The organism is Serratia sp. SM04 (assembly GCF_040280225.1).
GTDB classification, from domain to species: domain Bacteria; phylum Pseudomonadota; class Gammaproteobacteria; order Enterobacterales; family Enterobacteriaceae; genus Serratia; species Serratia sarumanii.
In genome coordinates this window covers 171,530-192,791 of the sequence record NZ_JBEOQT010000007.1, presented here as the reverse complement: position 1 = coordinate 192,791, position 21,262 = coordinate 171,530, and the positions used below count along the sequence as shown (strand labels likewise).

Genomic DNA, 21,262 nt, shown 5'->3' with positions numbered 1-21,262 from the left:
AAACGTGAAAAATCATCCATATACCACGTTAGAGGTATATGAGGGTGTGATTGATTTGCATCAATAAATTGCCCATTGGGAGAGATAAGGTAAGCCTAGGAAACCAGAATTTTGAGGCAATAATGAGCAGAGTCAAACTTGCCGTCGTCGGCAATGGCATGGTCGGCCACCGGTTCATCGAAGATCTGTTGGATAAAGCAGACAAAGACCAGTTCGAAATCACCGTATTTTGCGAAGAGCCGCGCATCGCTTACGATCGCGTGCACCTCTCTTCCTACTTCTCGCACCACACCGCCGAAGAGCTGTCGCTGGTACGCGAAGGCTTTTACGAAAAACACGGCGTGAAGGTGCTGGTCGGCGAGCGCGCCATCACCATCAATCGCGACGAGAAGGTCATCCACTCCAACACCGGCCGCACCGTCTATTACAACAAGCTGATCATGGCCACCGGTTCCTATCCGTGGATCCCGCCGATTAAAGGTTCGGATAGCCAGGACTGCTTCGTTTACCGCACCATCGAAGACCTGAACGCCATCGAAGCCTGCGCGCGCCGCAGCAAACGCGGTGCGGTGGTCGGCGGCGGGCTGTTGGGGCTGGAAGCCGCAGGCGCGCTGAAAAGCCTGGGGGTGGAAACGCACGTGATCGAGTTCGCCCCGATGCTGATGGCCGAACAGCTCGACCCGATGGGCGGTGACCAGCTGCGCCGCAAGATCGAGCGCATGGGCGTCAAGGTACACACCGGCAAAAATACCCAGGAGATCGTCAACGGCGGCGGCACCGCGCGCAAAACCATGCATTTCGCCGACGGCAGCCTGCTGGAAGTGGATTTCATCGTTTTCTCCACCGGCATCCGCGCCCAGGACAAGCTGGCGCGCCAGTGCGGGCTGGAGATTGGCCGCCGCGGCGGCATCGCCATCAACGACAGCTGCCAGACGTCGGATCCGGACGTCTACGCCATCGGTGAGTGCGCCGCCTGGCGCGATCGCACCTTCGGCCTGGTGGCGCCGGGTTACAAAATGGCGCAGGTGGCCGTCGATCACTTGCTGGGCCGCGAAAACGGCTTCCAGGGCGCCGACATGAGCGCCAAGCTGAAGCTGCTGGGCGTGGACGTCGGCGGCATCGGCGATGCTCACGGCCGCACCGAGGGCGCCCGCAGCTACGTTTATCTGGATGAAAGCAAAGAAGTCTACAAACGCATCGTGGTCAGCGCCGACAACAAAACCCTGCTCGGCGCGGTGCTGGTGGGCGACACCAGCGATTACGGCAACCTGCTGCAGCTGGCGTTGAACGGCATCGAGCTGCCGGAAAACCCGGACGGCCTGATCCTGCCGGCTCATGCGGGCAGCAAACCGGCCATCGGCGTGGATTCGCTGCCGGAAAGCGCGCAGATCTGCTCCTGCTTCGACGTCAGCAAAGGCGACATCATCCAGGCGGTCAACAAAGGCTGCCACACCGTGGCGGCGCTGAAGGCCGAAACCAAGGCCGGCACCGGCTGCGGCGGCTGCATCCCGCTGCTCACCCAGGTGTTGAACGCCGAGCTGAGCAAGCAAGGCATCGAGGTCAACCATCACCTGTGCGAACACTTCGCCTACTCGCGCCAGGAGCTGTTCCACCTGATCCGCGTCGAAGGCATCAAGTCGTTCGAGGCGCTGCTGGCCAAATACGGCAAAGGCTACGGCTGCGAAGTGTGTAAGCCGACCGTCGGCTCGCTGCTGGCTTCTTGCTGGAACGAATACATCCTCAAGCCGCAGCATACGCCGCTGCAGGATACCAACGACAACTTCCTCGGCAATATCCAGAAAGACGGCACCTACTCGGTGATCCCGCGCTCCGCCGGCGGCGAAATCACCCCGGACGGCCTGCTGGCCATCGGCCAGATCGCCAAGGAGTACAACCTCTACACCAAAATGACCGGTTCGCAGCGCATCGGCATGTTCGGCGCGCAGAAAGACGACCTGCCGGCCATCTGGCGCAAGCTGCTCGCCGCCGGCTTTGAAACCGGCCACGCTTACGCCAAGGCGCTGCGCATGGCGAAAACCTGCGTCGGCAGCACCTGGTGCCGCTACGGCGTCGGCGACAGCGTCGGCTTCGGCGTCACGCTGGAGCATCGCTACAAAGGCATCCGCACCCCGCACAAAATGAAGTTCGGCGTCTCGGGCTGTACCCGTGAATGCGCCGAAGCGCAGGGCAAGGACGTCGGCATCATCGCCACCGAGAACGGCTGGAACCTGTATGTCTGCGGCAACGGCGGCATGAAACCGCGCCACGCCGATCTGCTGGCCGCCGACCTCGATCGCGAGACCCTGGTGCGCTACCTCGACCGCTTCATGATGTTCTATATCCGCACCGCCGATAAGCTGCAGCGCACCTCGGTGTGGCTGGAGAGCCTGGAAGGCGGCATCGATTACCTGCGCAAGGTGATCATCGACGACAAGCTCGGCATCAACGACCAGCTGGAAGCGGAGATCGCCCGCCTGCGCGATGCGGTGATCTGCGAGTGGAAAGAGACCGTCGAGCACCCGGAAACGCAGCTGCGCTTCGCCCACTTCGTCAACAGCCCGCTGCGCGATCCGAACGTGCAGGTGGTGGCCGAACGCGACCAGCACCGCCCGGCGCGCCCTGACGAGCGCATTCCCGTCACCCTGATCGATACCGAGGAGAGCCACGCATGAGCCAGTGGATTACCGTTTGTCCCGTCGCCGACATTCTGCCCGGCACCGGCGTGTGCGCCCTGATCGGCGATCGGCAGGTGGCGGTGTTCCGCCCCTATGCCGACGAGCAGGTGTTCGCCATCAGCAATATCGACCCGTTCGCCCAGGCCAGCGTGCTGTCGCGCGGCCTGATCGCCGAGCATCAGGGCGAACTGTGGGTCGCCAGCCCGCTGAAGAAACAGCATTTCCGCCTGTACGACGGCCACTGTCTGGAAGACGACAGCCGTTCCGTCGCCAGCTTCGCCAGCCGGGTGGTCGACGGCATCGTGCAAGTCGCGGCATAACCTTTCGGGAGGCAACATGTTTACCAACACGATCAACAAATGCGCCGCCAACGCGGCGCGCATCGTCCGCCTGGCGAAGGAGAGCCCGCTCGGCTTTTGGATCAGCTCGGCGATGGCGGGCGCCTACGTCGGCCTCGGCATCATCCTGATCTTCACCCTCGGCAACCTGGTCGACCCAAGCGTGCGGCCGCTGGTGATGGGCGCCACCTTCGGCATCGCGCTGACGCTGGTGATCATCGCCGGTTCCGAGCTGTTCACCGGCCATACGATGTTCCTGACGCTCGGCGTCAAGGCCGGCACCATCCGCCAAAGCCAAATGTGGGCGGTGCTGCCGCAAACCTGGCTCGGCAACCTGCTCGGCTCGGTGCTGGTGGCGCTGATGTATTACTACGGCGGCGGCAGCCTGCTGCCGGTGGATACCAGCCTGGTGCACAGCGCCGCGCTGGCGAAAACCACCGCGCCGGCCGAAGTGCTGTTCTTCAAGGGCGTATTGTGCAACTGGCTGGTCTGCCTGGCGATTTGGATGGCGATCCGCGTCGAAGGCGCCGCCAAATTCATCGCCATCTGGTGGTGCCTGCTGGCCTTTATCGCCTCGGGTTACGAACACTCCGTCGCCAACATGACGCTGTTCGCCCTCTCCTGGTTCGGCAACCACAGCGAGGCCTACACCCTCGCCGGCATTGGCCACAACCTGCTGTGGGTGACGCTGGGCAACATCCTGTCCGGCTCGGTGCTGATGGGCCTGGGGTATTGGTACGCTACGCCGCGCGCCGAACGCCCGCAGGCGGCGAAAGCCGCCGCACGTCAGACCGCCTGAGTTTTCGGGGGCGCATTTCGCCCCCACACTGATTCTCCCGAGGAGTGCCGATGGACTACCTGCCGATTTTCTGCCAACTGCAACACAAAGCCTGCCTGCTGGTGGGCGGCGGCGAGATCGCCGAACGCAAGGCGCGCCTGCTGCTGGACGCCGGCGCGGCGCTGACCGTCAACGCCCTGGCATTCAGCCCACAGTTCCACCACTGGGCTGAAAAAGGCCTGCTGACGCTGGCCGAGGGCGAATTCAGCCCGGCCCTGCTGGCGGAAAAATGGCTGGTGATCGCCGCTACCGACCGGCTGGAAGTCAACGCACTGGTGTATCAGTGCGCCAACCAGCAGCGGGTGTTCTGCAACGTGGTGGACGATCCAAAACGCGCCAGCTTTATCATGCCGTCGATCATCGACCGTTCGCCGATCATGGTGGCGGTGTCCTCCGGCGGCAAAGCGCCGGTGCTGGCGCGGCTGCTGCGCGAGAAGCTGGAAGCGATGCTGCCGCAGCACCTCGGCAAGCTGGCCCAGCTGGGCGGCTCGCTGCGGCAGCGGGTAAAACAACGCTTCAGCAGCCTCGGCGCGCGCCGTCGCTTCTGGGAACGGTTATTCGCCCACGATCGGCTGGCGCAGTCGCTGGCCAACGACGACGCCGCGCTGGCCGAACGCCAGCTCGAGCAGCTGTTCAGCGAACGGCCGGAAGATCGCGGTGAAGTGGTGCTGGTGGGCGCCGGGCCGGGCGATGCCGGCTTGCTGACGCTGAAAGGGCTGCAGCAGATCCAGCAGGCCGACGTGGTGGTTTATGACCGGCTGGTCTCCGAAGAGATCATGACGCTGGTGCGCCGCGACGCCGAACGCATCTTCGTCGGCAAACGCGCCGGCCACCACTGCGTGCCGCAAGAGCAAATCAACCAAATCCTGCTGCAGCAGGCGCTGCAAGGCAAACGCGTGGTGCGCCTGAAGGGCGGCGATCCCTTTATCTTCGGCCGCGGCGGCGAAGAGCTGGAGACGCTGGCGGACGCCAACGTGCCGTTCTCGGTGGTGCCGGGCATTACCGCCGCCTCCGGCTGTTCCGCCTACAGCGGCATCCCGCTCACCCACCGCGACCATGCGCAGAGCGTGCGCCTGGTGACCGGCCACGCCAAGGCCGACGGCGGATTGGACTGGGCGACGCTGGCCGCCGGGCAGCAGACGCTGGTGTTCTATATGGGGCTAACGCAGGCAGCGGAGATCCAGCGCCAGCTGATCGCACACGGCTTGCCGGCCGCCACACCGGTAGCGCTGGTGGAAAACGGCACGTCCTGCCGCCAGCGGGTGATCGAAGGCGAGCTCGGCCAACTGGGCGCCTTGTCCCTGCAGGCCGCCAGCCCCAGCCTGATCATCGTCGGCAGCGTGGTCAGCCTGCGCAGCAAGCTCAATTGGTTCGCCAGCGAGGAACCGCCCGCCGGCCTGGCGCAAATGGCGTGATACCGACGTAAAAAAAGCGGCCTTTGGCCGCTTTTTCTATTCGCGCCGGCGTTACGCCTGCGGCGGTACGAAACCGACGGCCTGATAGACCTTCGCCAGGGTTTCCTGCGCGCGCGCGCGGGCCTTGGCGGCGCCGTCGCGCATCACCTGCTGCAGATAGGCTTCGTCGTTGCGGAAGCGATGGTAGCGCTCCTGCAGCTCACCCAGCATGCCGGAGACGGCTTCCGCCACCGCGCCTTTCAGGTGGCCGTACATCTGGCCTTCGAACTCGGCCTCCAGCTGCGCGATGCTCTTGCCGGTCACGCCGGCGAGGATATCCAGCAGGTTGGAGACGCCCGCCTTGTTGACCACGTCGTAACGCACGACAGGCGGCTCTTCCGAGTCGGTCATTGCGCGTTTGATCTTCTTGGTCACCGCTTTCGGATCTTCCAGCAGGCCGATCACGTTGTTGCGGTTGTCGTCCGACTTGGACATCTTCTTGGTCGGCTCCTGCAGCGACATGACGCGCGCGCCGGATTTAGGAATGAACGGCTCCGGCACTTTGAACACGTCGCCGTACAGCGCGTTAAAACGCTGGCCTACGTCGCGGCTCAGTTCCAGGTGCTGCTTCTGGTCTTCGCCCACCGGCACCTGATTGGTTTGATACAGCAGGATATCGGCCGCCATCAGCACCGGATAGCTGAACAGCCCGGCGTTGATGTTCTCCGCGTAGCGCGCGGATTTGTCCTTGAACTGCGTCATGCGGCTCAGTTCGCCGAAATAGGTGTAACAGTTCAGCACCCAGCTCAGCTGCGTGTGCTCAGGCACGTGCGACTGCACGAAGATGGTGCTTTTTTCCGGATCGATACCGCAGGCCAGGTACAGCGCCAGCGTATCCAGCGTGGCCTTGCGCAGCTTCTCGGCGTCCTGGCGCACGGTGATGGCATGCAGATCGACGATGCAGTAGATGCAGTCGTAGTCGTCCTGCATCTGCACCCACTGACGCAGCGCACCCATGTAGTTGCCGATGGTCAGTTCGCCGGACGGCTGCGCGCCGCTAAATACGATGGGCTTACTCATGTTTAAATTTCCTGATTCTCTAAAGATGACAGCCCAAGAGCGGGCAACAAATCGGCGAAGCGCTCCAACACCCGATCGGGGTGGCTCAGGGCGATCGATTCGCCGTAGTTATAACCGTAGGTAAAGCCGACGCTCGGGCAACCGGCACCCTGCGCGGCTTGAATATCGTTGCGGGAGTCGCCGACGAACAGCAGTTCATGCGCCCGCAGCCCAAGCTTGCCGAGCACCAGGTACAGCGGCGCCGGATGCGGTTTCTTTTCCGTCACGTCGTCGCCGCCGATCACCAGCGAGAAATAGTCGCCAATGCCCAGCGCCGCCAGCAGCGGTGCCACGAACGGCGTCGGCTTGTTGGTCACCAATGCCATCGGGTAACCGTGCGCGGCCAGCCGGGCCAGCGTCTCTTGCACCTGCGGGAACAGGCGGCTGCCGCTGTCGACGGTCTGCGCGTAGAAATGGTCGAAGCGTTCACGCAGCCGGCTGCACTGCTCCGGCGTGCCTTCCGCTTCCGCCCAGCGCAGCGCGCGCTGCACCAGCACGTCGGCGCCGTTGCCGATCCAGGTGCCGACCCGTTCCTCACCCGCTTGCGGCAGGCCCGTCTCTTCCAGCGCCATATCGATGGCGGCTGCCAGACCCGGCGCGCTGTCGACCAGCGTGCCGTCCAGATCGAAGGCCAATGCGCGGATCGCGCCGAAATCAGCCATGGGTAACCTTCGCCAGCTCGCTGCGCATCTCGTCGATCACCTTGCGGTAGTCCGGCTGGCCAAAGATGGCGGAACCGGCGACGAACATATCGGCGCCCGCGGCGGCGATTTCGGCAATGTTGTCCACCTTCACCCCGCCGTCGACTTCCAGGCGGATATCGCGGCCGCTGTCGTCAATCAGCTTGCGCACCTGGCGCAGCTTGTCCAGAGTGCCGTGAATGAACGACTGGCCGCCGAAGCCCGGGTTAACCGACATCAGCAGGATCACGTCGATTTTATCCATCACGTAATCGAGGTAGCTCAGCGGCGTGGCCGGGTTGAACACCAGGCCGGCTTTACAGCCGTGCTCTTTGATCAGCTGAATGGTGCGATCGACATGCTCAGAAGCTTCGGGGTGGAAAGAGATATAAGACGCGCCGGCCTTGGCGAAATCAGGCACGATGCGATCCACCGGCTTGACCATCAGGTGCACGTCAATCGGCGCGGTAATGCCGTAGTTGCGCAGCGCTTCGCACACCATCGGGCCGATGGTCAGATTGGGCACGTAGTGGTTGTCCATCACGTCGAAGTGCACCACGTCGCCGCCTGCGGCCAGCACGTTGGCGGTATCTTCACCTAACCGGGCAAAATCTGCCGACAGAATGGACGGGGCAATCAAAAACTTTTTCATCCGCTTCTCCAAACGTAGGGTCGAGTTGTTATGCGCCGGGGTGCCCCCGGCTTAGCGATACAGCGCCAAAAGCTCGTTCACTTTGCTGCGGCCGAGAATGTTGCGGCTGATCGTGCGGCGCGCTTTCACCACATACAGCGCGGCATGCTGGTACCAGTCGCGCGTCAGCTCGGTATCGTGATTGGAGATCAATACCGGTACTTGGCTCTCTACCGAGAGCTGGTGCGCCAGATGCGCCAGGCTCTGCTGATCGGCGATGCTGAAGCTGTTGGTGTGGTAGGCGGTGAAATTCGCCGTCGCCGACAGCGGCGCATAAGGCGGATCGCAATACACCACGGCGCCGGCCACGGCCTTCGCCATGGTATCGCGGTAATGCTCGCAGACAAAAGTGGCATTGCGCGATTTTTCGGCAAACCAGTAGAGCTCTTCTTCCGGGAAGTACGGTTTCTTGTACCGGCCAAACGGCACGTTGAACTCGCCGCGCAGGTTATAGCGGCACAGGCCGTTATAGCAGTGGCGGTTCAGGTACAGGAACAGCAGCGCCCGGCGGTAAGGCTCGGTGCTAGTATTGAACTCTTCTCGCAGCAGGTAAAACTGATCCGAGTTATTGAATTCATCGGCGAAAAGCGTGCGGGCATCGCGCACGAAGTCATCCGTGCGCAGCTTAACGATGTTATACAGGTTGATAAGATCGCTATTGATGTCGGCGAGAATGTAGGCGTCGTAATCCGTATTCAGAAAGACGGATCCCGCACCCACGAAGGGCTCGATTAAGCAGTCTCCCGCCGGCAGATGGCGACGAATCTCATCTACCAGCGGGTATTTTCCACCAGCCCATTTTAAAAAAGCGCGGTTTTTCTTCATGCCGTCAATTAGCTACTTATACAATTCAGAGCGGCGGATTGTACTCTGTTTCAGACAGCACATCAGCGCACAAATTTAAATGATTTATTTTTTAAGATCTTGCTGCACTTGGTGTACAGGTCGGACCCACGGTTTTTTCGCCTGCACATCCGCCGGCAACGAAGCAATGGCGCGCTTCGCTTCTGCGGAAGACGCATAGTTGCCGCTTACCAGCACGTACCACGGTTTGCCGTCACGCTTGGTGGCGTACACCAGGTAGTTCTGCAGCTTCTGCTGTTTGGCGTAGGCGTTCAGCGTATCGGAACGCGAAGCGCTGCTCAGCTGCAAGGTATAGTGGCTGCCTGGCGCAGACTGCAGCGAACTGCCGCTGCTGGCGACCGCTCCCGCTTTCGCGGTAGAAGACGGCTTGGCAGGCGGCGTATACACCGTGGTCGGTGATTTATGCTGCGTCGCGCTCGGCTTGGCGGCGGTTTTCGCCGGCGTTTTATGCTGTTGCTGCGCGGTGCCCTGCACAGGGCGAGTCGTTTCGCGCGCCGCGGCGCCACTCATCACCGTCGCCGGTGCGGTCGGCAGCGTCGAGGCTGCGCCGGTCATGCCCTGGGTCGCGGCATCCACCTGCCCTTGCTGCTGCGACAGCGCATCCGCCATGTTGCCAGGCAGATCGACGCGCTGCTGCGCACCGCCCTGCTGAGGCTGAGTTTGCGCTTCGGTCGGCGTGCCGGAGATCGGCGGAACGCTGACGTTCTGCGGTTGCTGCGGCTGAGTCGCGCTCACGCCGTTGTTGTCATGGGTATCCGTGGTGCCGCCCGGCACGCCGTTATTGGCGGTGGTCAGCGACGAAGAACCGGACAGGTTGATATCGCGGGCCGCGCCGTTTTGCGCGCCGCTATCCTGAGCCGCTTCATGCTTGGTCGGCGCCTTCAAGGCGGAACCGATGCCGATAATCAGCAGCAACAGCACCAAAATGCCGATGCCGATCATCAAATGCTGGCGCGAAACGGCGAAGCGCGGCGCGGCGGCCGGCTTGCGCGAACGCGTAGGACGACGATCGCTGCTATCAGGTCTGAGATCGTCTTCCGGTTTAAACTCGTCCATCTGAAACCCTCCAACTAGAGGCAAAAGCCCACCACCGTAGACCTACCGTGGCACGGGCAGATTAACCCGATGATGGCAAAGCGACACCCGTCGTGCTCTGCTCACTGTATTAATATAGATGCAAATGGCGGCTAAGCCACTGTTACTTAGTCCGATTTAATTACGCTGCTGCTCAGGCAGGCAGGCGGCGATCGACGCCAACACCAGCTCATGCCCTACGCCGCCGCGCACTTCCGCCGCACCTATCGCGGTCGGCAGCACCAGACGCAATTCACCCGCCAACACTTTCTTGTCGCGCAGCATGTGCGGCAGATAGGATTCCGGCGTCATTTCCTGCGGCCCGCAGACCGGCAAGCCGGCCCGCAGCAGCAGCGCTTTGATGCGTTCGATATCTTCAACCGAGAACTGGCCGAGACGGTGCGCGGTTTCCGCCGCCATCACCATGCCCGCAGCCACCGCTTCGCCGTGCAGCCATACGCCGTAGCCCATTTCGGCTTCGATGGCGTGGCCGTAAGTATGGCCCAGATTCAGCAAGGCGCGCAGGCCGCTTTCGCGTTCGTCGGCGGCCACGACCTCGGCCTTCAGCTCGCAGCAGCGGCGGATACAGTACGCCAACGCCTGCATATCCAGCGCCATCAGCGCATCGATGTTGTTTTCCAACCAGACGAAGAACTCGCGATCTAGGATGATCCCGTATTTGATGACTTCAGCCAGGCCGGAAGAGAGTTCACGCGTCGGCAACGTTTTCAGGCAATCCAGATCAACCACCACCGAAGCGGGTTGATAGAAAGCGCCGATCATATTTTTGCCGAGCGGGTGGTTGACGGCGGTTTTGCCGCCTACGGAGGAGTCCACCTGCGACAACAGCGTGGTGGGAACCTGAATAAAGCGCACGCCGCGTTGGTAGCACGCGGCGGCGAAGCCGGTCAGATCGCCGACCACGCCCCCGCCGAGGGCGATCAGCGTGGTATCGCGCCCGTGCGGTTTTTCAAGCAGCGCCGAAAACACCTGCTCCAACACCGCCAGAGATTTGTACTGCTCACCATCGGGAAGGATCACCTGATCCACCACGACGCCCCCCTGCTCCAGCACCTGCCGGACACGCTCCAGATAAAGCGGCGCCAGGGTCTGGTTGGTGACCAACATCGCTTGCTCACCCGCCTTCAACGGCATAAAAGAAGCCGGATCGTTAAACAATCCGGCGGCGATGGTAATCGGGTAGCTGCGCTCCCCAAGCGTTACAGTAATTCTCTCCATGTCGCGCTCAGTTCTCTGTATGGTGCGGCGGTGGTTGATCCCCGCAACAGCGGGGAACACAAATCAGTTTTCCGCATTGGCCGACGGCGAACGCGAAAATCGGCAATCAGTTGCTTTCCAGCATGTTGATGATCTGGTTGGCAACCACTTTAGCGCTCTGATCGTCGGTGCGGATGGTGACATCGGCAATCTCTTCATACAACGGATTGCGCTCTTTCGCCAAGGCTTCCAGCACTTCACGCGGCGGAGAATCAACCTGCAGCAGCGGGCGTTTTTTATCACGCTGGGTACGAGCCAGCTGCTTCTCGATCGTGGTTTCCAGATAGACCACCACGCCGCGCGCGGACAGACGGTTGCGCGTTTCGCGCGACTTCACCGAACCGCCGCCGGTCGCCAACACAATCCCTTGTTTTTCCGTCAGTTCATTAATGACTTTTTCTTCACGATCGCGGAAACCTTCTTCCCCTTCCACGTCGAATACCCAGCCCACGTCAGCTCCGGTACGTCGCTCAATTTCTTGATCGGAGTCGAAGAACTCCATATTGAGTTGCTGAGCTAACTGACGGCCAATAGTGCTTTTGCCGGCACCCATAGGCCCAACCAGAAAGATATTGCGTTTCTCTGCCATGTTTTTCGGTATTACTAAGACAATTCGTTAATGTTAACCCGCCCCGCCAATCAAATCAGCGGCGGGACCTAAACTGAAACCTCATGAGCGATAGTGCGAGATCAGACGAAAAATTATCTCAACACTCTTGGTAGTTTGGCAACCGAATAAATCGCAATCCACGCCGCGGGAGGGAAACCATATGTTTTTAACGGCGTCTTGACGCTAACAAAAAACCTCGGTGCTCAATTCGGTAACCCTTGTAAGCTAAATCGGCCGCAGCGTCAAACGCAGATCCCCCCAAGGGGATAAAAAAGTGTATCTGCTCATCAACTTTAGGAGATTTGCCGCCCGGCCGACAGGCAGCCGCTTATCCCTTAATCAGGGTCGGCGTAATGAAGATCACCAGCTCGCGTTTTTTCTGTTGCGCGCCGCTTTGCCGGAACAAGCCCCCCAGCATTGGTGCATCGCCCAATCCCGGCACCTTGTCCGCCGTCTTGCCGCTATGCCGTTGAAAAATACCGCCGAGCACCAGGGTTTCGCCGTTTTTCACCGTGATCTGCGTCTTAATCTCCTGTTTATCGATGGTCAGCGCTTCCCCCGCGCCCCGGCTGATGGCGCGCCCCGGCATATTTTGGCTGATGTGCAGCGTCAGCGTGATGCGTCCGTCCGGCAACACCTTGGGCGTCACCTCCATGCCCAGCACCGCCTCTTTGAACTCGATCGCGGTCGCACCGCTGGCGCCGCTCGACACTTCGTAAGGGATCTCGGTTCCCTGTTTGATACTGGCGGTTTGCAGATGCGCCGTCAGCAGGCGCGGGCTGGCGATGATCTCCACCTGATTCTCCTGCTCCAGCGCCGTCAGCTCGAGGCTCAGCAAACGCCCGCTGATGCGCGCCAGGTGGAAACCGGCGTTCACCGCGCTGCGCTCCAGCGGCAGGTTGACGCCGAGATTGCCCGGCCGCAGCGGCCGCGTCGGCCTGTCGTCGGGCGCCAATCCCCAACGCACGCCGAGTTCACGCAGGCTTTCGCTGTTGATGGTCACGATATGCGCCGCCAGCTGCACCTGTGCCAGCGGCGCGTCCATTTCCGTCACCCGTTTTTTCAACTGCGCCAGGATTGGCGCGGTGTCGCGCAGCAGCAGCGTATTGGTGCGCTTATCCGCCAGCACGCTGCCACGCTCGCTGAGCAAGGCGCCGCGTTGGGCATTGAGGCTTTCGGCAATCTCCGCCGCATCGCCGTTTTGTAACGTCAGGGTGAGGCTGTGCAGCGGTTGCCGCTGCGCCAGCGCTTCTCGCTGCTGTTTTTTTTCCTGCGCGTCCGGCTCCGGGGCGATCAGCATCACGCTCCCCTCCCGCGTCATCGTCAGCTTGCCCATACGCAGAGTCAGCGCCAGCGCCTGAGGCCAGGGCACATTCTCCAGCCGCAGCGTCAGGTTGCCGCTCACGCCGGGCGCGGCGATCAGGTTCATCTGCCGATAATCCGCCAGCGCCTGCAGGATGACCGTCACCGGCACATCCTGAAACTCCAGGGAAACCCGCTGCTTATCCTGCGCCTGCGCGGCACCGAGCGCCAGGCACCACAGCGCCACGCCCAATCCAGCGCGTGCTTTCATGGTTTGCCATCCTTGTTGTTGTCCATCATGAGCGAGATGTCGCCCTGGCTCGCCGGGCAATCCGGTTCGGCCGCCAGCGCCGTTAACGTCAGGCTGCGCGCCTGCACCTGCGTCACCTGCCAGCGCTCGGCCAGCACCCGCTGCTGCGGCCGCAGGCGTAGCCATTGCCCCGCCGGCGTCACCACCCAGCCATAGCGCAGCGCCGGGTGCCCGATGACGCCTTTCAGTCGCCAGCCCGCCGGCGATGCCTCCGTTTGGGCACAAGCAGGCAGCGGAGGCGGCGCAAACGGATCGCGCGGCTCAGCGCATAAGGCCCACGGCCATAGCAGCCACCACCAACGGCCAGGTCTTTTACTCATCGGCCTGCTCCTCGGCGGTATCCTGTAAAACCAACCGCGCCGTCATGCCCTGCGGCGGTGTCTCCACGCTCAGCTGCTGGAGGCGCAAATCGGCGGGCAGCGCCTCCAGCAGCACCAGCAAACCGGCGTAGTCAATGCGCAAGCTCAGCGTTTGCCGCGGCGGTTTTTCCTGCCGCTGCCAGCGCAACAGGGCGCCCCCCGCTCGTTGCAGCACGCTCGCCAGATCGCCGGTGGCGATCGGCGCAAGCGGCGCCGCAGGGATAGCGGTTTGCGGCACCTCATCCAGTTGGCGTTGCACCATGGCGATCTGTTGCAACAGGCGCTGTTGCCGCTCCGCCGCGCTTTCCCGCTGACGCCATTCGTCTTGCAGCATCCAGCCGCCGCCCAACAGCGCCAACGCGCCAATGCCCAGCCCTTGTGCCACCAGCAATAGCCAACCCGGCAAGCTCAGCCAGAAGCGCAGCCCGGATGACAAACGGCTATCCATCACGCCCCCAGCGCGCCGCCAGGTGAAAGGAGTACAGGCCGTCTTCGCGTTGCGCCACCTCAGCCAAACGCAGCCGTGGCAACGCAGGCATCCCCGCCAGCCGTCGTTCGAACTGCGTGATGGCCGCTGGAGAGCGGCTCAATCCACGCAGCCGCAGGCCGTTCGCCGCATCGCTGTCCAGCGCCGTGAGCCACAGCGGGGGAGGAACGCTGGAGGACAATTGCTGCAGCAGCTGCAAATAACGCCGGTTATGTTGGGCGTTGCTCGCCTGCCGTTCGGCGCGGACGCTGTGCAGCGCTCGCTGCGCCCGCTCTTGCTGCTGCTGGCGGACGAGCAACGTCAATGCCGCCAAATCTTCACCCAGCATCGCCAGCCGCGCCTGCCGCTGCGCCTGTTGATGCCGCAGCTGGCCGGCGATCAGGAACAGTGCCAGCAGCAGCGCCGCTACCTGCAACAGCAGCACGCCCAGCCAGAAATAGCCGCGCCGCCGCTCGCGGCGCTGGCGCCAGGGCAGAAAGTTGACCTGATACATCAGCGATCCTCCTCGCGCAGCGCCAGACCACCGGCCAACGCGAACGCCGAAGGATGCGCAGGCAACGGCGGACGCAGCTGCGTGAAGGCGCTGAGCGGCGACCAGCCAAGGCAACCGGCGGGCAAGGCTCCCGCCAGCACACCGCCGGCATAGACCGGCCGATCGTCGCCCACCGGCATCTGGGCTTGCAGCGCCCGCAGCGCCTGCGCGTCATCGTCGCCCGGCGCCAGACCAAAAGCGAACGCGCCGTCGGCCGGCGCCACCCACAGCCATTCTCGTTCGAGACGGTGCATCAACCCCGCAGCGGGCGGCACGCCTGCCGCCGTCGCCATCATGCGCAGCGCACAGGGGGTGATATCGACCGCTTGCGGATGCAGGCCAGCCTGACGCAGACAATGCAGCCACTGCTGCAGCTCCTGCCGCCGCGCAGCGGTCAACAGCAGCGCCGCCTCATCCGCCGGCGCGGCGCGATAGTCGAGCACCAACGTCTGGCCGTCGAGCGGGAACTGCTTCAAACCGTGGCCACCGATATAGTCGCTGCGTTCCGGCTCGCGCAGCCGCGCGTCCGGCTGCGTCATGCGCTGCTGTAACACGCGTTGCGCCGGTAGAGCAATGCGTAAGGAAATATGTCGCGGCAGCTGGACGCGCCATTGCCGCAGCGCCCGGATCAGGAATTCGGAAGGTTGCAGGCAGCCATCGCGCAAAACCGCCTGCGGCAGCGCCTGCTGCCACCAGTGGTGCAACTGCCAGCCGTTGCGGCGGCGTTGGGCCGCCACCGCCCGCACGCAGTCGATTTGTATATCCAGCCCTACCTGCCATGCTTGAGGGAACATGTTTCGCAAGCCTCCATAACATCAGATGATAAAAGAACATATCCATGTCGCAGGCTTGCCTTTATACTACCGCGCGGTTGTTTATAAACTGCCCAAATGACTTAGAAATGGGAAATCTCAGGTGAAGTTCGTAAAGTATTTTCTAATCCTTGCAGTATGTTGCATCGTGCTGGGAGCAGCCTCGATTTTTGGCTTGTACAAATATGTCGAGCCACAGCTGCCCGACGTTGCAACGCTGAAAGATGTGCGGCTGCAGATACCGATGCAGGTCTACAGCGCCGATGGCGAACTGATCGCCCAATACGGCGAGAAGCGCCGCATTCCGCTGAAACTGGATCAAATTCCGCCGGTGATGGTGCACGCATTCATCGCCACCGAAGACAGCCGCTTCTATGATCACCACGGCGTCGATCCGGTCGGCATCTTCCGCGCCGCCTCCATCGCGCTGGTCTCCGGCCACGCTTCACAGGGGGCCAGTACCATTACCCAACAGCTGGCGCGTAACTTCTTCTTAAGCCCGGAACGCACCCTGATGCGTAAAATCAAGGAAGCTTTCCTGGCGGTGCGCATCGAGCAGATGCTCACCAAAGATGAAATCCTTGAGCTGTATCTGAACAAGATCTATCTGGGTTACCGCGCCTACGGCGTGGGCGCCGCCGCGCAGGTCTATTTCGGCAAAGACGTCAGCCAGCTGACCCTGAGCGAAATGGCGACCATCGCCGGCCTGCCGAAAGCGCCGTCCACCTTCAACCCGCTCTATTCGCACGATCGCGCCGTTGCCCGTCGCAACGTGGTGCTATCGCGCATGCTGGACGAACACTACATCACGCAGGCGCAGTACGATCAGGCGCGTTCCGAAGATCTGGTCGCCAATTACCATGCGCCGGAAATCAGCTTCTCCGCGCCGTATCTCTCCGAGATGGTGCGTCAGGAGATGATCAAGCGCTACGGTGAAAACGCCTATACCGACGGTTACAAGGTTTACACCACCGTCACCAAACGGCTGCAGCTGGCGGCGCAGGAATCGGTGCGCAACAACGTGCTGGCCTATGACATGCGCCACGGCTATCGCGGCCCGTCCAACGTGTTGTGGAAAGTCGGCGAAGCGGCCTGGGATCGCAAACAGATTGTCGATTCGCTGAAAAACCTGCCGAACTACGGCCCGTTGGTGCCGGCGGTGATCACCGCCGCCAACCCGCAGGAAGCGACGGCGATGCTGGCCGACGGCAGCAGCATTGCCCTGCCGATGGCGACCATGCGCTGGGCGCGGCCATATCGCTCAGACACTCAGCAAGGCCCAACGCCGAAACGCGTCACCGACGTGGTGCAGGCCGGCCAGCAGGTATGGGTGCGCAAAGTGAACGACGCCTGGTGGCTGTCGCAGGTGCCGGACGTCAACTCGGCGCTGGTCTCGATCAACCCGAACGACGGCGCGGTGAAAGCGCTGGTCGGCGGCTTCGATTTCAACCAGAGCAAATTCAACCGCGTCACGCAGGCGCTGCGCCAGGTAGGTTCGAACATCAAACCGTTCCTGTACACCGCCGCGATGGATAAAGGCCTGACGCTGGCCACCATCCTGAACGACTTGCCGATCACCCGTTGGGATGCCGGCGCCGGCACCGACTGGCGGCCGAAGAACTCGCCGCCGACCTACGACGGCCCGATTCGCCTGCGGCAGGGGCTGGGGCAATCGAAGAACGTAGTGATGGTGCGCGCGATGCGCGCGATGGGCGTCGACTACGCGGCGGAATACCTGCAGCGCTTCGGCTTCCCGGCGCAGAATATCGTGCATACCGAATCGCTGGCGCTGGGTTCCGCCTCCTTCACCCCGATGCAGCTGGTGCGCGGCTACGCGGTGCTGGCGAACGGCGGTTACCTGGTCGATCCGTACTTCATCACCAAAATTGAAGACGACAACGGCAATACGGTGTTCGAAGCCAAACCGAAAGTGGTGTGCAGCAGCTGCAACCTGCCGGTGATCTACGGCGACACCCACCGCTCGGCGGTGCTGTCCGACGACAACATCGAAAACGTCGCCACCTCGCAGGAAGGCAACAACAGCACGGTGCCGATGCCGCAGCTGGAGCAGGTCACCCCGGCTCAGGTACAGCAGGACGGCGATCAACAGTATGCGCCGCACGTCATCAGCACACAGCTGGCCTTCTTGATCCACGACGCGCTGAACAGCAACATCTTCGGCGAACCGGGTTGGATGGGTACCGCCTGGCGCGCCGGGCGCGATCTGAAGCGTCATGACATCGGCGGCAAAACCGGTACCACCAACAGTTCCAAGGACGCCTGGTTCTCCGGCTATGGCCCGGATACCGTGACCTCGGTGTGGATCGGTTTCGACGATCACCGCCGCGATCTGGGCCGGTCGACGGTATCCGGCGCCATCCCGGATCAAATTTCCGGCGGTGAAGGCGGTGCCAAGAGCGCCCAGCCGGCGTGGGACGACTTCATGAAGACCGCGCTGGAAGGCATCCCGGAGCAGAAAGTCACGCCGCCGCCGGGCATCATCAGCGTCACCATCGACAAGAGCAGCGGCAAGCTCTCTGGCGGTGGCGGCGGCAGCCGTTCCGAGTACTTCATCGAAGGAACTCAGCCGACGGACTACCCATCGCGCGATACCGGCACCACGTTGACCGATCCGGGCGGTGAAAGCCACGAGCTGTTCTGATCGAAAAGGGCCAGAGAAATCTGGCCCTTTTTTTGTTCGGCGCGAAGCGTATCAGCGCGATGCGCGCAAAAACGCCTCGGAGAGGAACAGCGCGCTGACGTTGCGCGCCTCACGGAAATCCGGTTCCGCCAGCAGCGCCATCATGTTGGCGATCGGCCAGCGCACCTGCGGCAGGGGCTCTGGTTCATCCCCTTCCAGGCTCTGCGGATAGAGATCGTGCGCCAGCACGATATTCATTTTGCTGGAAAAGTAGGATGGCGCCATCGTCAGCTTGCTGAGAAAATCAAAGCGCTTCGCGCCGAATCCCACCTCTTCCATCAGCTCGCGGTTGGCCGCCTCCAGCACGCCCTCACCGGGATCGATCAGCCCTTTCGGGAACCCCAGCTCATAGGATTCGGTGCCCACCGCATATTCGCGGATCAGCAGCAGATCATCGCCAATCACCGGCACGATCATCACCGCTTCGCGATCCGAAGGCCGCATGCGCTCATACACCCGCCGAACCCCGTTGCTGAATTCCAAATCGACCGACTCGACGTTGAACAAACGCGAACGCGCGACCGTTTCCACTTTCAGAATTTTAGGTTTTTGCAGGTGTTTATCCATGATTGCCTCAAAAAGGTTACCCAGACGTGGACGGGGCAACCGAAATAATGATTGGCGTAACGCACGGCTCGTAGGCGCTCAAACGCTGACCAAATTCGATCCTGATCACATTGTGCGTTAAGGGCAAGCTCCGCCGCAACGCGCATGAGTAGTAATTTACTTTCTTTTAACAAGCGTAGCCAGCGGCCGGCGATTTTCCGTACTGATTCAGCAAACAGCGTGCAAGAAAATAGGATAATGCCGATATCGACGGCAGAGGCCGGTTGCTAGTATCACGCAGGCAAGAATCAGTGATAAAATGGCCTTGCGTCATGAAGGAATGAGATCCAGAGCGAGAATCTGTTTGTTCCCTCATTAGTTCTGGGTGCCTCCTGGCGGTTTACTCCGTATAATATTCAGCTTTTCATCAGGTTGGCGAAATTCACGGTGTGAGATGGGGATTGCATGAGCACAATAGTGTTGATATTGGCCTTAGTGCTTGTCTGTCTGATTGCCGCTGGTCTGTACCTGTGGTTCAAGGCCCGCAACCCGTCGGCGCTGGCGCACGCGCTGCCGTTTATCAAACCAGCCCACCGCAAGCTGACCGACGAAGAGCGCGCCGCGGTCGAATTCTACCTCAATCAGCAAAACAAGCTGAGCAACAAACTGTTGCCCGGCGGCGGCGCTACGCTGCCCGCGGCCAAGCTGGCGCTCACCCCGCAAAGCGATAACGTTTATCCCGTCACGCACGCCATCACCCGCTACGGGCTGGCCAGCGACGATCCCAATAAATGGCGCTATTACCTCGACGCTGAAGAGGTGCATCTGCCGCCGTTCTGGGAACCCTATATCACCGCCGACAACCATGTGGAAGTGATCAGAACCCAGACGCTGCCGCTGGTGATTTCGCTCAACGGGCATTCGCTGAAAGATCATATTCACGACCGGCCGCAGCCGCCGGTGGTGACCGCCGCGCCGACCAAAAACGCGTCCATCCGCAAGGAGGAGAGCGAGCATGTCGAGCTGGTCAATATTCGCAAGGAAACGCCGGAAGAGCATGCGCTGAACCGGCCGAACGGCATCCGTGAAGCCGTTATCATCTCCGTTGCGCTGCTGCTGCTGTTCTTCAGCCTGATAAGCCCGGTGCTGGTGATCCCCTGGATGATTTTCGTGGCGGTGCTGATGATCGCCTGGGGATGCTGGAATCTGTTCCGTCGCCCGGCCTCACGCGAGCTGAAGGAGATCCACTGTCTGCGCGGCACGCCGAAGCGCTGGGGCCTGTTCGGCGAATCCGGCCAGGGGCAGATCAGCAACATTTCGCTCGGCATCATCGATCTTATCTACCCGCCGCATTGGCAGCCTTACCTGACGCAGGACCTGGGCAAGACCACCGACGTGGACGTCTACCTCAATCGGCAGGTGGTGCGCCAGGGGCGCTTCCTCTCGCTGCATGACGAAGTGAAGAACTTCCCGCTGCAGCAGTGGGGCCGCAACGCGGTGCTGGTCGCCAGCTCGGCGCTGGTGCTGCTGTTGCTGCTGATCTATATCCCGCTCAACCTGCCGCTGACCCTCAGCATGGCCTGGCTGCAGGGCGCGCAAAAAGTGGAAGTGACCAGCGTACAGGCGCTGGAGGCCACGCCGCTGCGCATCGGCGACACGCTGAAAGTGCGCGGCAGCGGCATGTGCTATGTGCCGCCGCCGGCCAACGGTGGCGGCGCCGCCAATTTCGCGCCGTTCGACTGCTCCGGCATTTATTGGAACAACGCCGCCCCGCTGCCGCAGCCGGAATCGGAAGTCATAGACAAAGCGACGGCCCTGCTGGCTACGGTCAACAGCCAGCTGCATCCGAGCGGCGCCGATCAGAAGGTCAACCCGCAGTTGGCCAGCGCCATCGAGAAATCCGGCATGATCCTGTTGGATGACTTCTCTGATATCGTTCTGAAAACACAGGATTTGTGTCAGGCAGAAAATGACTGCGTGCGGTTGAAAAACGCCCTGGTCAACCTGGGTAACGCCAAAAACTGGAGCGGTTTGGTGAAACGCGCCAGATCCGGCGCGCTGCAAGGCGTCAACGTGCTGCTGCGCCCGGTGAGTGCCGAATCGCTGGACAGCCTGACCAAAGTGGCCACGTCGTCGTTCATCTTCAATGAAACGCGTCTGGCCGCCGCGGCGCTCAACAGCCCGCCGCCGGGCGGTTTCCTGATCCGCAGCGACGAAGGCCGCCAGCTGGTCAGCCACCCGCAATCTTCGGCGCCGCAGAGCGAATACAACGCCCTCGACCAGTGGAATGAGCTGCAGCGCCTTTCCACTCTGCTGCTGCATACCCCGTTCCAGGCGCAGGGGGTGATCACCAGCCTCAGCGTCGACGCCAACGGCACCCGCCACGTGGCGCTGCACAGCGAACCGGACATGATCACCCTGTGGCGCTACCTCGGTACCAGCCTGCTGTTGCTGGCGGTGGTCATCAGCCTGGGCTATAACGCCTGGCGGCTGGTGCAGCGTCGGCGCATCAATCAGCACCGCGTCGCCGATATCCAGCGTTACTACGACAGCTGCTTCAATCCGCAGCTCAATCCGATGTCGATGCGGCCGATGGCCTGAACCTGGCGTCGGGGCCTCCGCCCTGTCATCTGCTTATGCTACGCTAACGCT

At 61.9% G+C, this 21,262-nt stretch carries 19 protein-coding genes; 6 read left to right on the top strand and 13 right to left on the bottom strand.

All coding sequences use genetic code 11. The features are described 5' to 3' along the window. The first annotated feature begins 122 nt into the window (after nt 1-122). Genes nirB through cysG form a run of 4 tightly spaced genes read left to right on the top strand, consistent with a single transcriptional unit; the run spans nt 123 to nt 5,266 of the window. Complete coding sequence (gene nirB, locus ABTW55_RS12450) at nt 123-2,672, top strand: nitrite reductase large subunit NirB (RefSeq protein ID WP_060423660.1); 2,550 nt, start codon at nt 123-125, stop codon at nt 2,670-2,672. Next, nucleotides 2,669-2,995: a nitrite reductase small subunit NirD gene (gene nirD / locus ABTW55_RS12445; protein ID WP_019456155.1), complete on the top strand. Its 327-nt coding sequence runs from the start codon at nt 2,669-2,671 to the stop codon at nt 2,993-2,995. Before nirB ends, nirD begins: the two co-directional genes overlap by 4 nt. A gap of 16 nt (nt 2,996-3,011) precedes the next feature. Continuing rightward, the gene (nirC, locus tag ABTW55_RS12440; protein WP_060425391.1) at nt 3,012-3,812 is read left to right on the top strand and encodes a nitrite transporter NirC; all 801 of its coding nucleotides are present in this window, start codon (nt 3,012-3,014) and stop codon (nt 3,810-3,812) included. 50 nt (nt 3,813-3,862) lie between these two features. Then, nucleotides 3,863-5,266, top strand: a complete 1,404-nt coding sequence (cysG, locus tag ABTW55_RS12435) for a siroheme synthase CysG (protein WP_033654856.1) — start codon at nt 3,863-3,865, stop codon at nt 5,264-5,266. A 51-nt stretch (nt 5,267-5,317) separates the two neighbouring features. On the opposite strand, the gene trpS is transcribed toward cysG, so the two are convergent. From trpS to pilM, 12 genes are all read right to left on the bottom strand, one after another. Continuing rightward, nucleotides 5,318-6,325, bottom strand: coding sequence for a tryptophan--tRNA ligase (trpS, locus tag ABTW55_RS12430; protein WP_025304534.1), 1,008 nt, complete (start codon nt 6,323-6,325; stop codon nt 5,318-5,320). Nucleotides 6,326-6,327: 2 nt separating this feature from the next. After that, nucleotides 6,328-7,026: a phosphoglycolate phosphatase gene (locus ABTW55_RS12425; protein WP_015379295.1), complete on the bottom strand. Its 699-nt coding sequence runs from the start codon at nt 7,024-7,026 to the stop codon at nt 6,328-6,330. Further along, entirely contained in the window at nt 7,019-7,696 is a 678-nt protein-coding gene (gene rpe / locus ABTW55_RS12420; RefSeq protein ID WP_004930320.1) for a ribulose-phosphate 3-epimerase, read from the bottom strand. The genes ABTW55_RS12425 and rpe overlap by 8 nt, the downstream gene beginning before the upstream one ends. Nucleotides 7,697-7,747: 51 nt before the next feature. Then, nucleotides 7,748-8,560: an adenine-specific DNA-methyltransferase gene (gene dam / locus ABTW55_RS12415; protein WP_004930319.1), complete on the bottom strand. Its 813-nt coding sequence runs from the start codon at nt 8,558-8,560 to the stop codon at nt 7,748-7,750. An 84-nt stretch (nt 8,561-8,644) separates the two neighbouring features. After that, nucleotides 8,645-9,655 carry an SPOR domain-containing protein gene (locus ABTW55_RS12410; RefSeq protein WP_033636298.1) on the bottom strand — a complete coding sequence of 337 codons (1,011 nt, stop codon included), beginning with the start codon at nt 9,653-9,655 and terminating at the stop codon, nt 8,645-8,647. A 156-nt stretch (nt 9,656-9,811) separates the two neighbouring features. Continuing rightward, entirely contained in the window at nt 9,812-10,912 is a 1,101-nt protein-coding gene (gene aroB / locus ABTW55_RS12405; RefSeq protein WP_033649322.1) for a 3-dehydroquinate synthase, read from the bottom strand. Between the two features lie 106 nt (nt 10,913-11,018). Beyond that, nucleotides 11,019-11,540, bottom strand: a complete 522-nt coding sequence (aroK, locus tag ABTW55_RS12400) for a shikimate kinase AroK (protein ID WP_004391482.1) — start codon at nt 11,538-11,540, stop codon at nt 11,019-11,021. A 349-nt stretch (nt 11,541-11,889) separates the two neighbouring features. Beyond that, nucleotides 11,890-13,134, bottom strand: coding sequence for a DNA uptake porin HofQ (gene hofQ / locus ABTW55_RS12395; protein WP_072265059.1), 1,245 nt, complete (start codon nt 13,132-13,134; stop codon nt 11,890-11,892). Then, the gene (locus ABTW55_RS12390) at nt 13,131-13,493 is read right to left on the bottom strand and encodes a HofP DNA utilization family protein (protein WP_039569179.1); all 363 of its coding nucleotides are present in this window, start codon (nt 13,491-13,493) and stop codon (nt 13,131-13,133) included. Before ABTW55_RS12390 ends, hofQ begins: the two co-directional genes overlap by 4 nt. Then, nucleotides 13,486-13,980, bottom strand: coding sequence for a hypothetical protein (locus ABTW55_RS12385; protein ID WP_041037013.1), 495 nt, complete (start codon nt 13,978-13,980; stop codon nt 13,486-13,488). Before ABTW55_RS12385 ends, ABTW55_RS12390 begins: the two co-directional genes overlap by 8 nt. Next, the gene (locus ABTW55_RS12380; protein ID WP_049213870.1) at nt 13,973-14,512 is read right to left on the bottom strand and encodes a PilN domain-containing protein; all 540 of its coding nucleotides are present in this window, start codon (nt 14,510-14,512) and stop codon (nt 13,973-13,975) included. Before ABTW55_RS12380 ends, ABTW55_RS12385 begins: the two co-directional genes overlap by 8 nt. After that, a complete protein-coding gene (gene pilM, locus ABTW55_RS12375; protein WP_060423655.1) occupies nt 14,512-15,345 on the bottom strand; it encodes a type IV pilus biogenesis protein PilM in 834 nt (277 codons plus the stop codon). The genes ABTW55_RS12380 and pilM overlap by 1 nt, the downstream gene beginning before the upstream one ends. 121 nt (nt 15,346-15,466) lie before the next feature. On the opposite strand from pilM, the gene mrcA reads away from it, so the two are divergent. Then, nucleotides 15,467-18,025 carry a peptidoglycan glycosyltransferase/peptidoglycan DD-transpeptidase MrcA gene (gene mrcA / locus ABTW55_RS12370; RefSeq protein ID WP_060423652.1) on the top strand — a complete coding sequence of 853 codons (2,559 nt, stop codon included), beginning with the start codon at nt 15,467-15,469 and terminating at the stop codon, nt 18,023-18,025. A gap of 51 nt (nt 18,026-18,076) precedes the next feature. On the opposite strand, the gene nudE is transcribed toward mrcA, so the two are convergent. Beyond that, nucleotides 18,077-18,631, bottom strand: coding sequence for an ADP compounds hydrolase NudE (gene nudE / locus ABTW55_RS12365; protein WP_033636306.1), 555 nt, complete (start codon nt 18,629-18,631; stop codon nt 18,077-18,079). A gap of 444 nt (nt 18,632-19,075) precedes the next feature. Between nudE and ABTW55_RS12360 the strand changes: the two genes are divergently transcribed. Then, nucleotides 19,076-21,211, top strand: coding sequence for an intracellular growth attenuator family protein (locus ABTW55_RS12360; RefSeq protein WP_033649328.1), 2,136 nt, complete (start codon nt 19,076-19,078; stop codon nt 21,209-21,211). Nucleotides 21,212-21,262 lie beyond the last annotated feature (51 nt).

Coding starts and splice junctions, on each gene's coding strand:
- ABTW55_RS12425 (WP_015379295.1), bottom strand. CDS start 7,026: ATGGCTGATTTCGGCGCGATCCGCGCATTGGCCTTCGATCTGGACGGC.
- aroB (WP_033649322.1), bottom strand. CDS start 10,912: ATGGAGAGAATTACTGTAACGCTTGGGGAGCGCAGCTACCCGATTACC.
- nirC (WP_060425391.1), top strand. CDS start 3,012: ATGTTTACCAACACGATCAACAAATGCGCCGCCAACGCGGCGCGCATC.
- ABTW55_RS12410 (WP_033636298.1), bottom strand. CDS start 9,655: ATGGACGAGTTTAAACCGGAAGACGATCTCAGACCTGATAGCAGCGAT.
- ABTW55_RS12385 (WP_041037013.1), bottom strand. CDS start 13,980: ATGGATAGCCGTTTGTCATCCGGGCTGCGCTTCTGGCTGAGCTTGCCG.
- rpe (WP_004930320.1), bottom strand. CDS start 7,696: ATGAAAAAGTTTTTGATTGCCCCGTCCATTCTGTCGGCAGATTTTGCC.
- trpS (WP_025304534.1), bottom strand. CDS start 6,325: ATGAGTAAGCCCATCGTATTTAGCGGCGCGCAGCCGTCCGGCGAACTG.
- ABTW55_RS12360 (WP_033649328.1), top strand. CDS start 19,076: ATGAGCACAATAGTGTTGATATTGGCCTTAGTGCTTGTCTGTCTGATT.
- nirB (WP_060423660.1), top strand. CDS start 123: ATGAGCAGAGTCAAACTTGCCGTCGTCGGCAATGGCATGGTCGGCCAC.
- nirD (WP_019456155.1), top strand. CDS start 2,669: ATGAGCCAGTGGATTACCGTTTGTCCCGTCGCCGACATTCTGCCCGGC.
- nudE (WP_033636306.1), bottom strand. CDS start 18,631: ATGGATAAACACCTGCAAAAACCTAAAATTCTGAAAGTGGAAACGGTC.
- dam (WP_004930319.1), bottom strand. CDS start 8,560: ATGAAGAAAAACCGCGCTTTTTTAAAATGGGCTGGTGGAAAATACCCG.
- hofQ (WP_072265059.1), bottom strand. CDS start 13,134: ATGAAAGCACGCGCTGGATTGGGCGTGGCGCTGTGGTGCCTGGCGCTC.
- ABTW55_RS12390 (WP_039569179.1), bottom strand. CDS start 13,493: ATGAGTAAAAGACCTGGCCGTTGGTGGTGGCTGCTATGGCCGTGGGCC.
- cysG (WP_033654856.1), top strand. CDS start 3,863: ATGGACTACCTGCCGATTTTCTGCCAACTGCAACACAAAGCCTGCCTG.
- pilM (WP_060423655.1), bottom strand. CDS start 15,345: ATGTTCCCTCAAGCATGGCAGGTAGGGCTGGATATACAAATCGACTGC.
- ABTW55_RS12380 (WP_049213870.1), bottom strand. CDS start 14,512: ATGTATCAGGTCAACTTTCTGCCCTGGCGCCAGCGCCGCGAGCGGCGG.
- aroK (WP_004391482.1), bottom strand. CDS start 11,540: ATGGCAGAGAAACGCAATATCTTTCTGGTTGGGCCTATGGGTGCCGGC.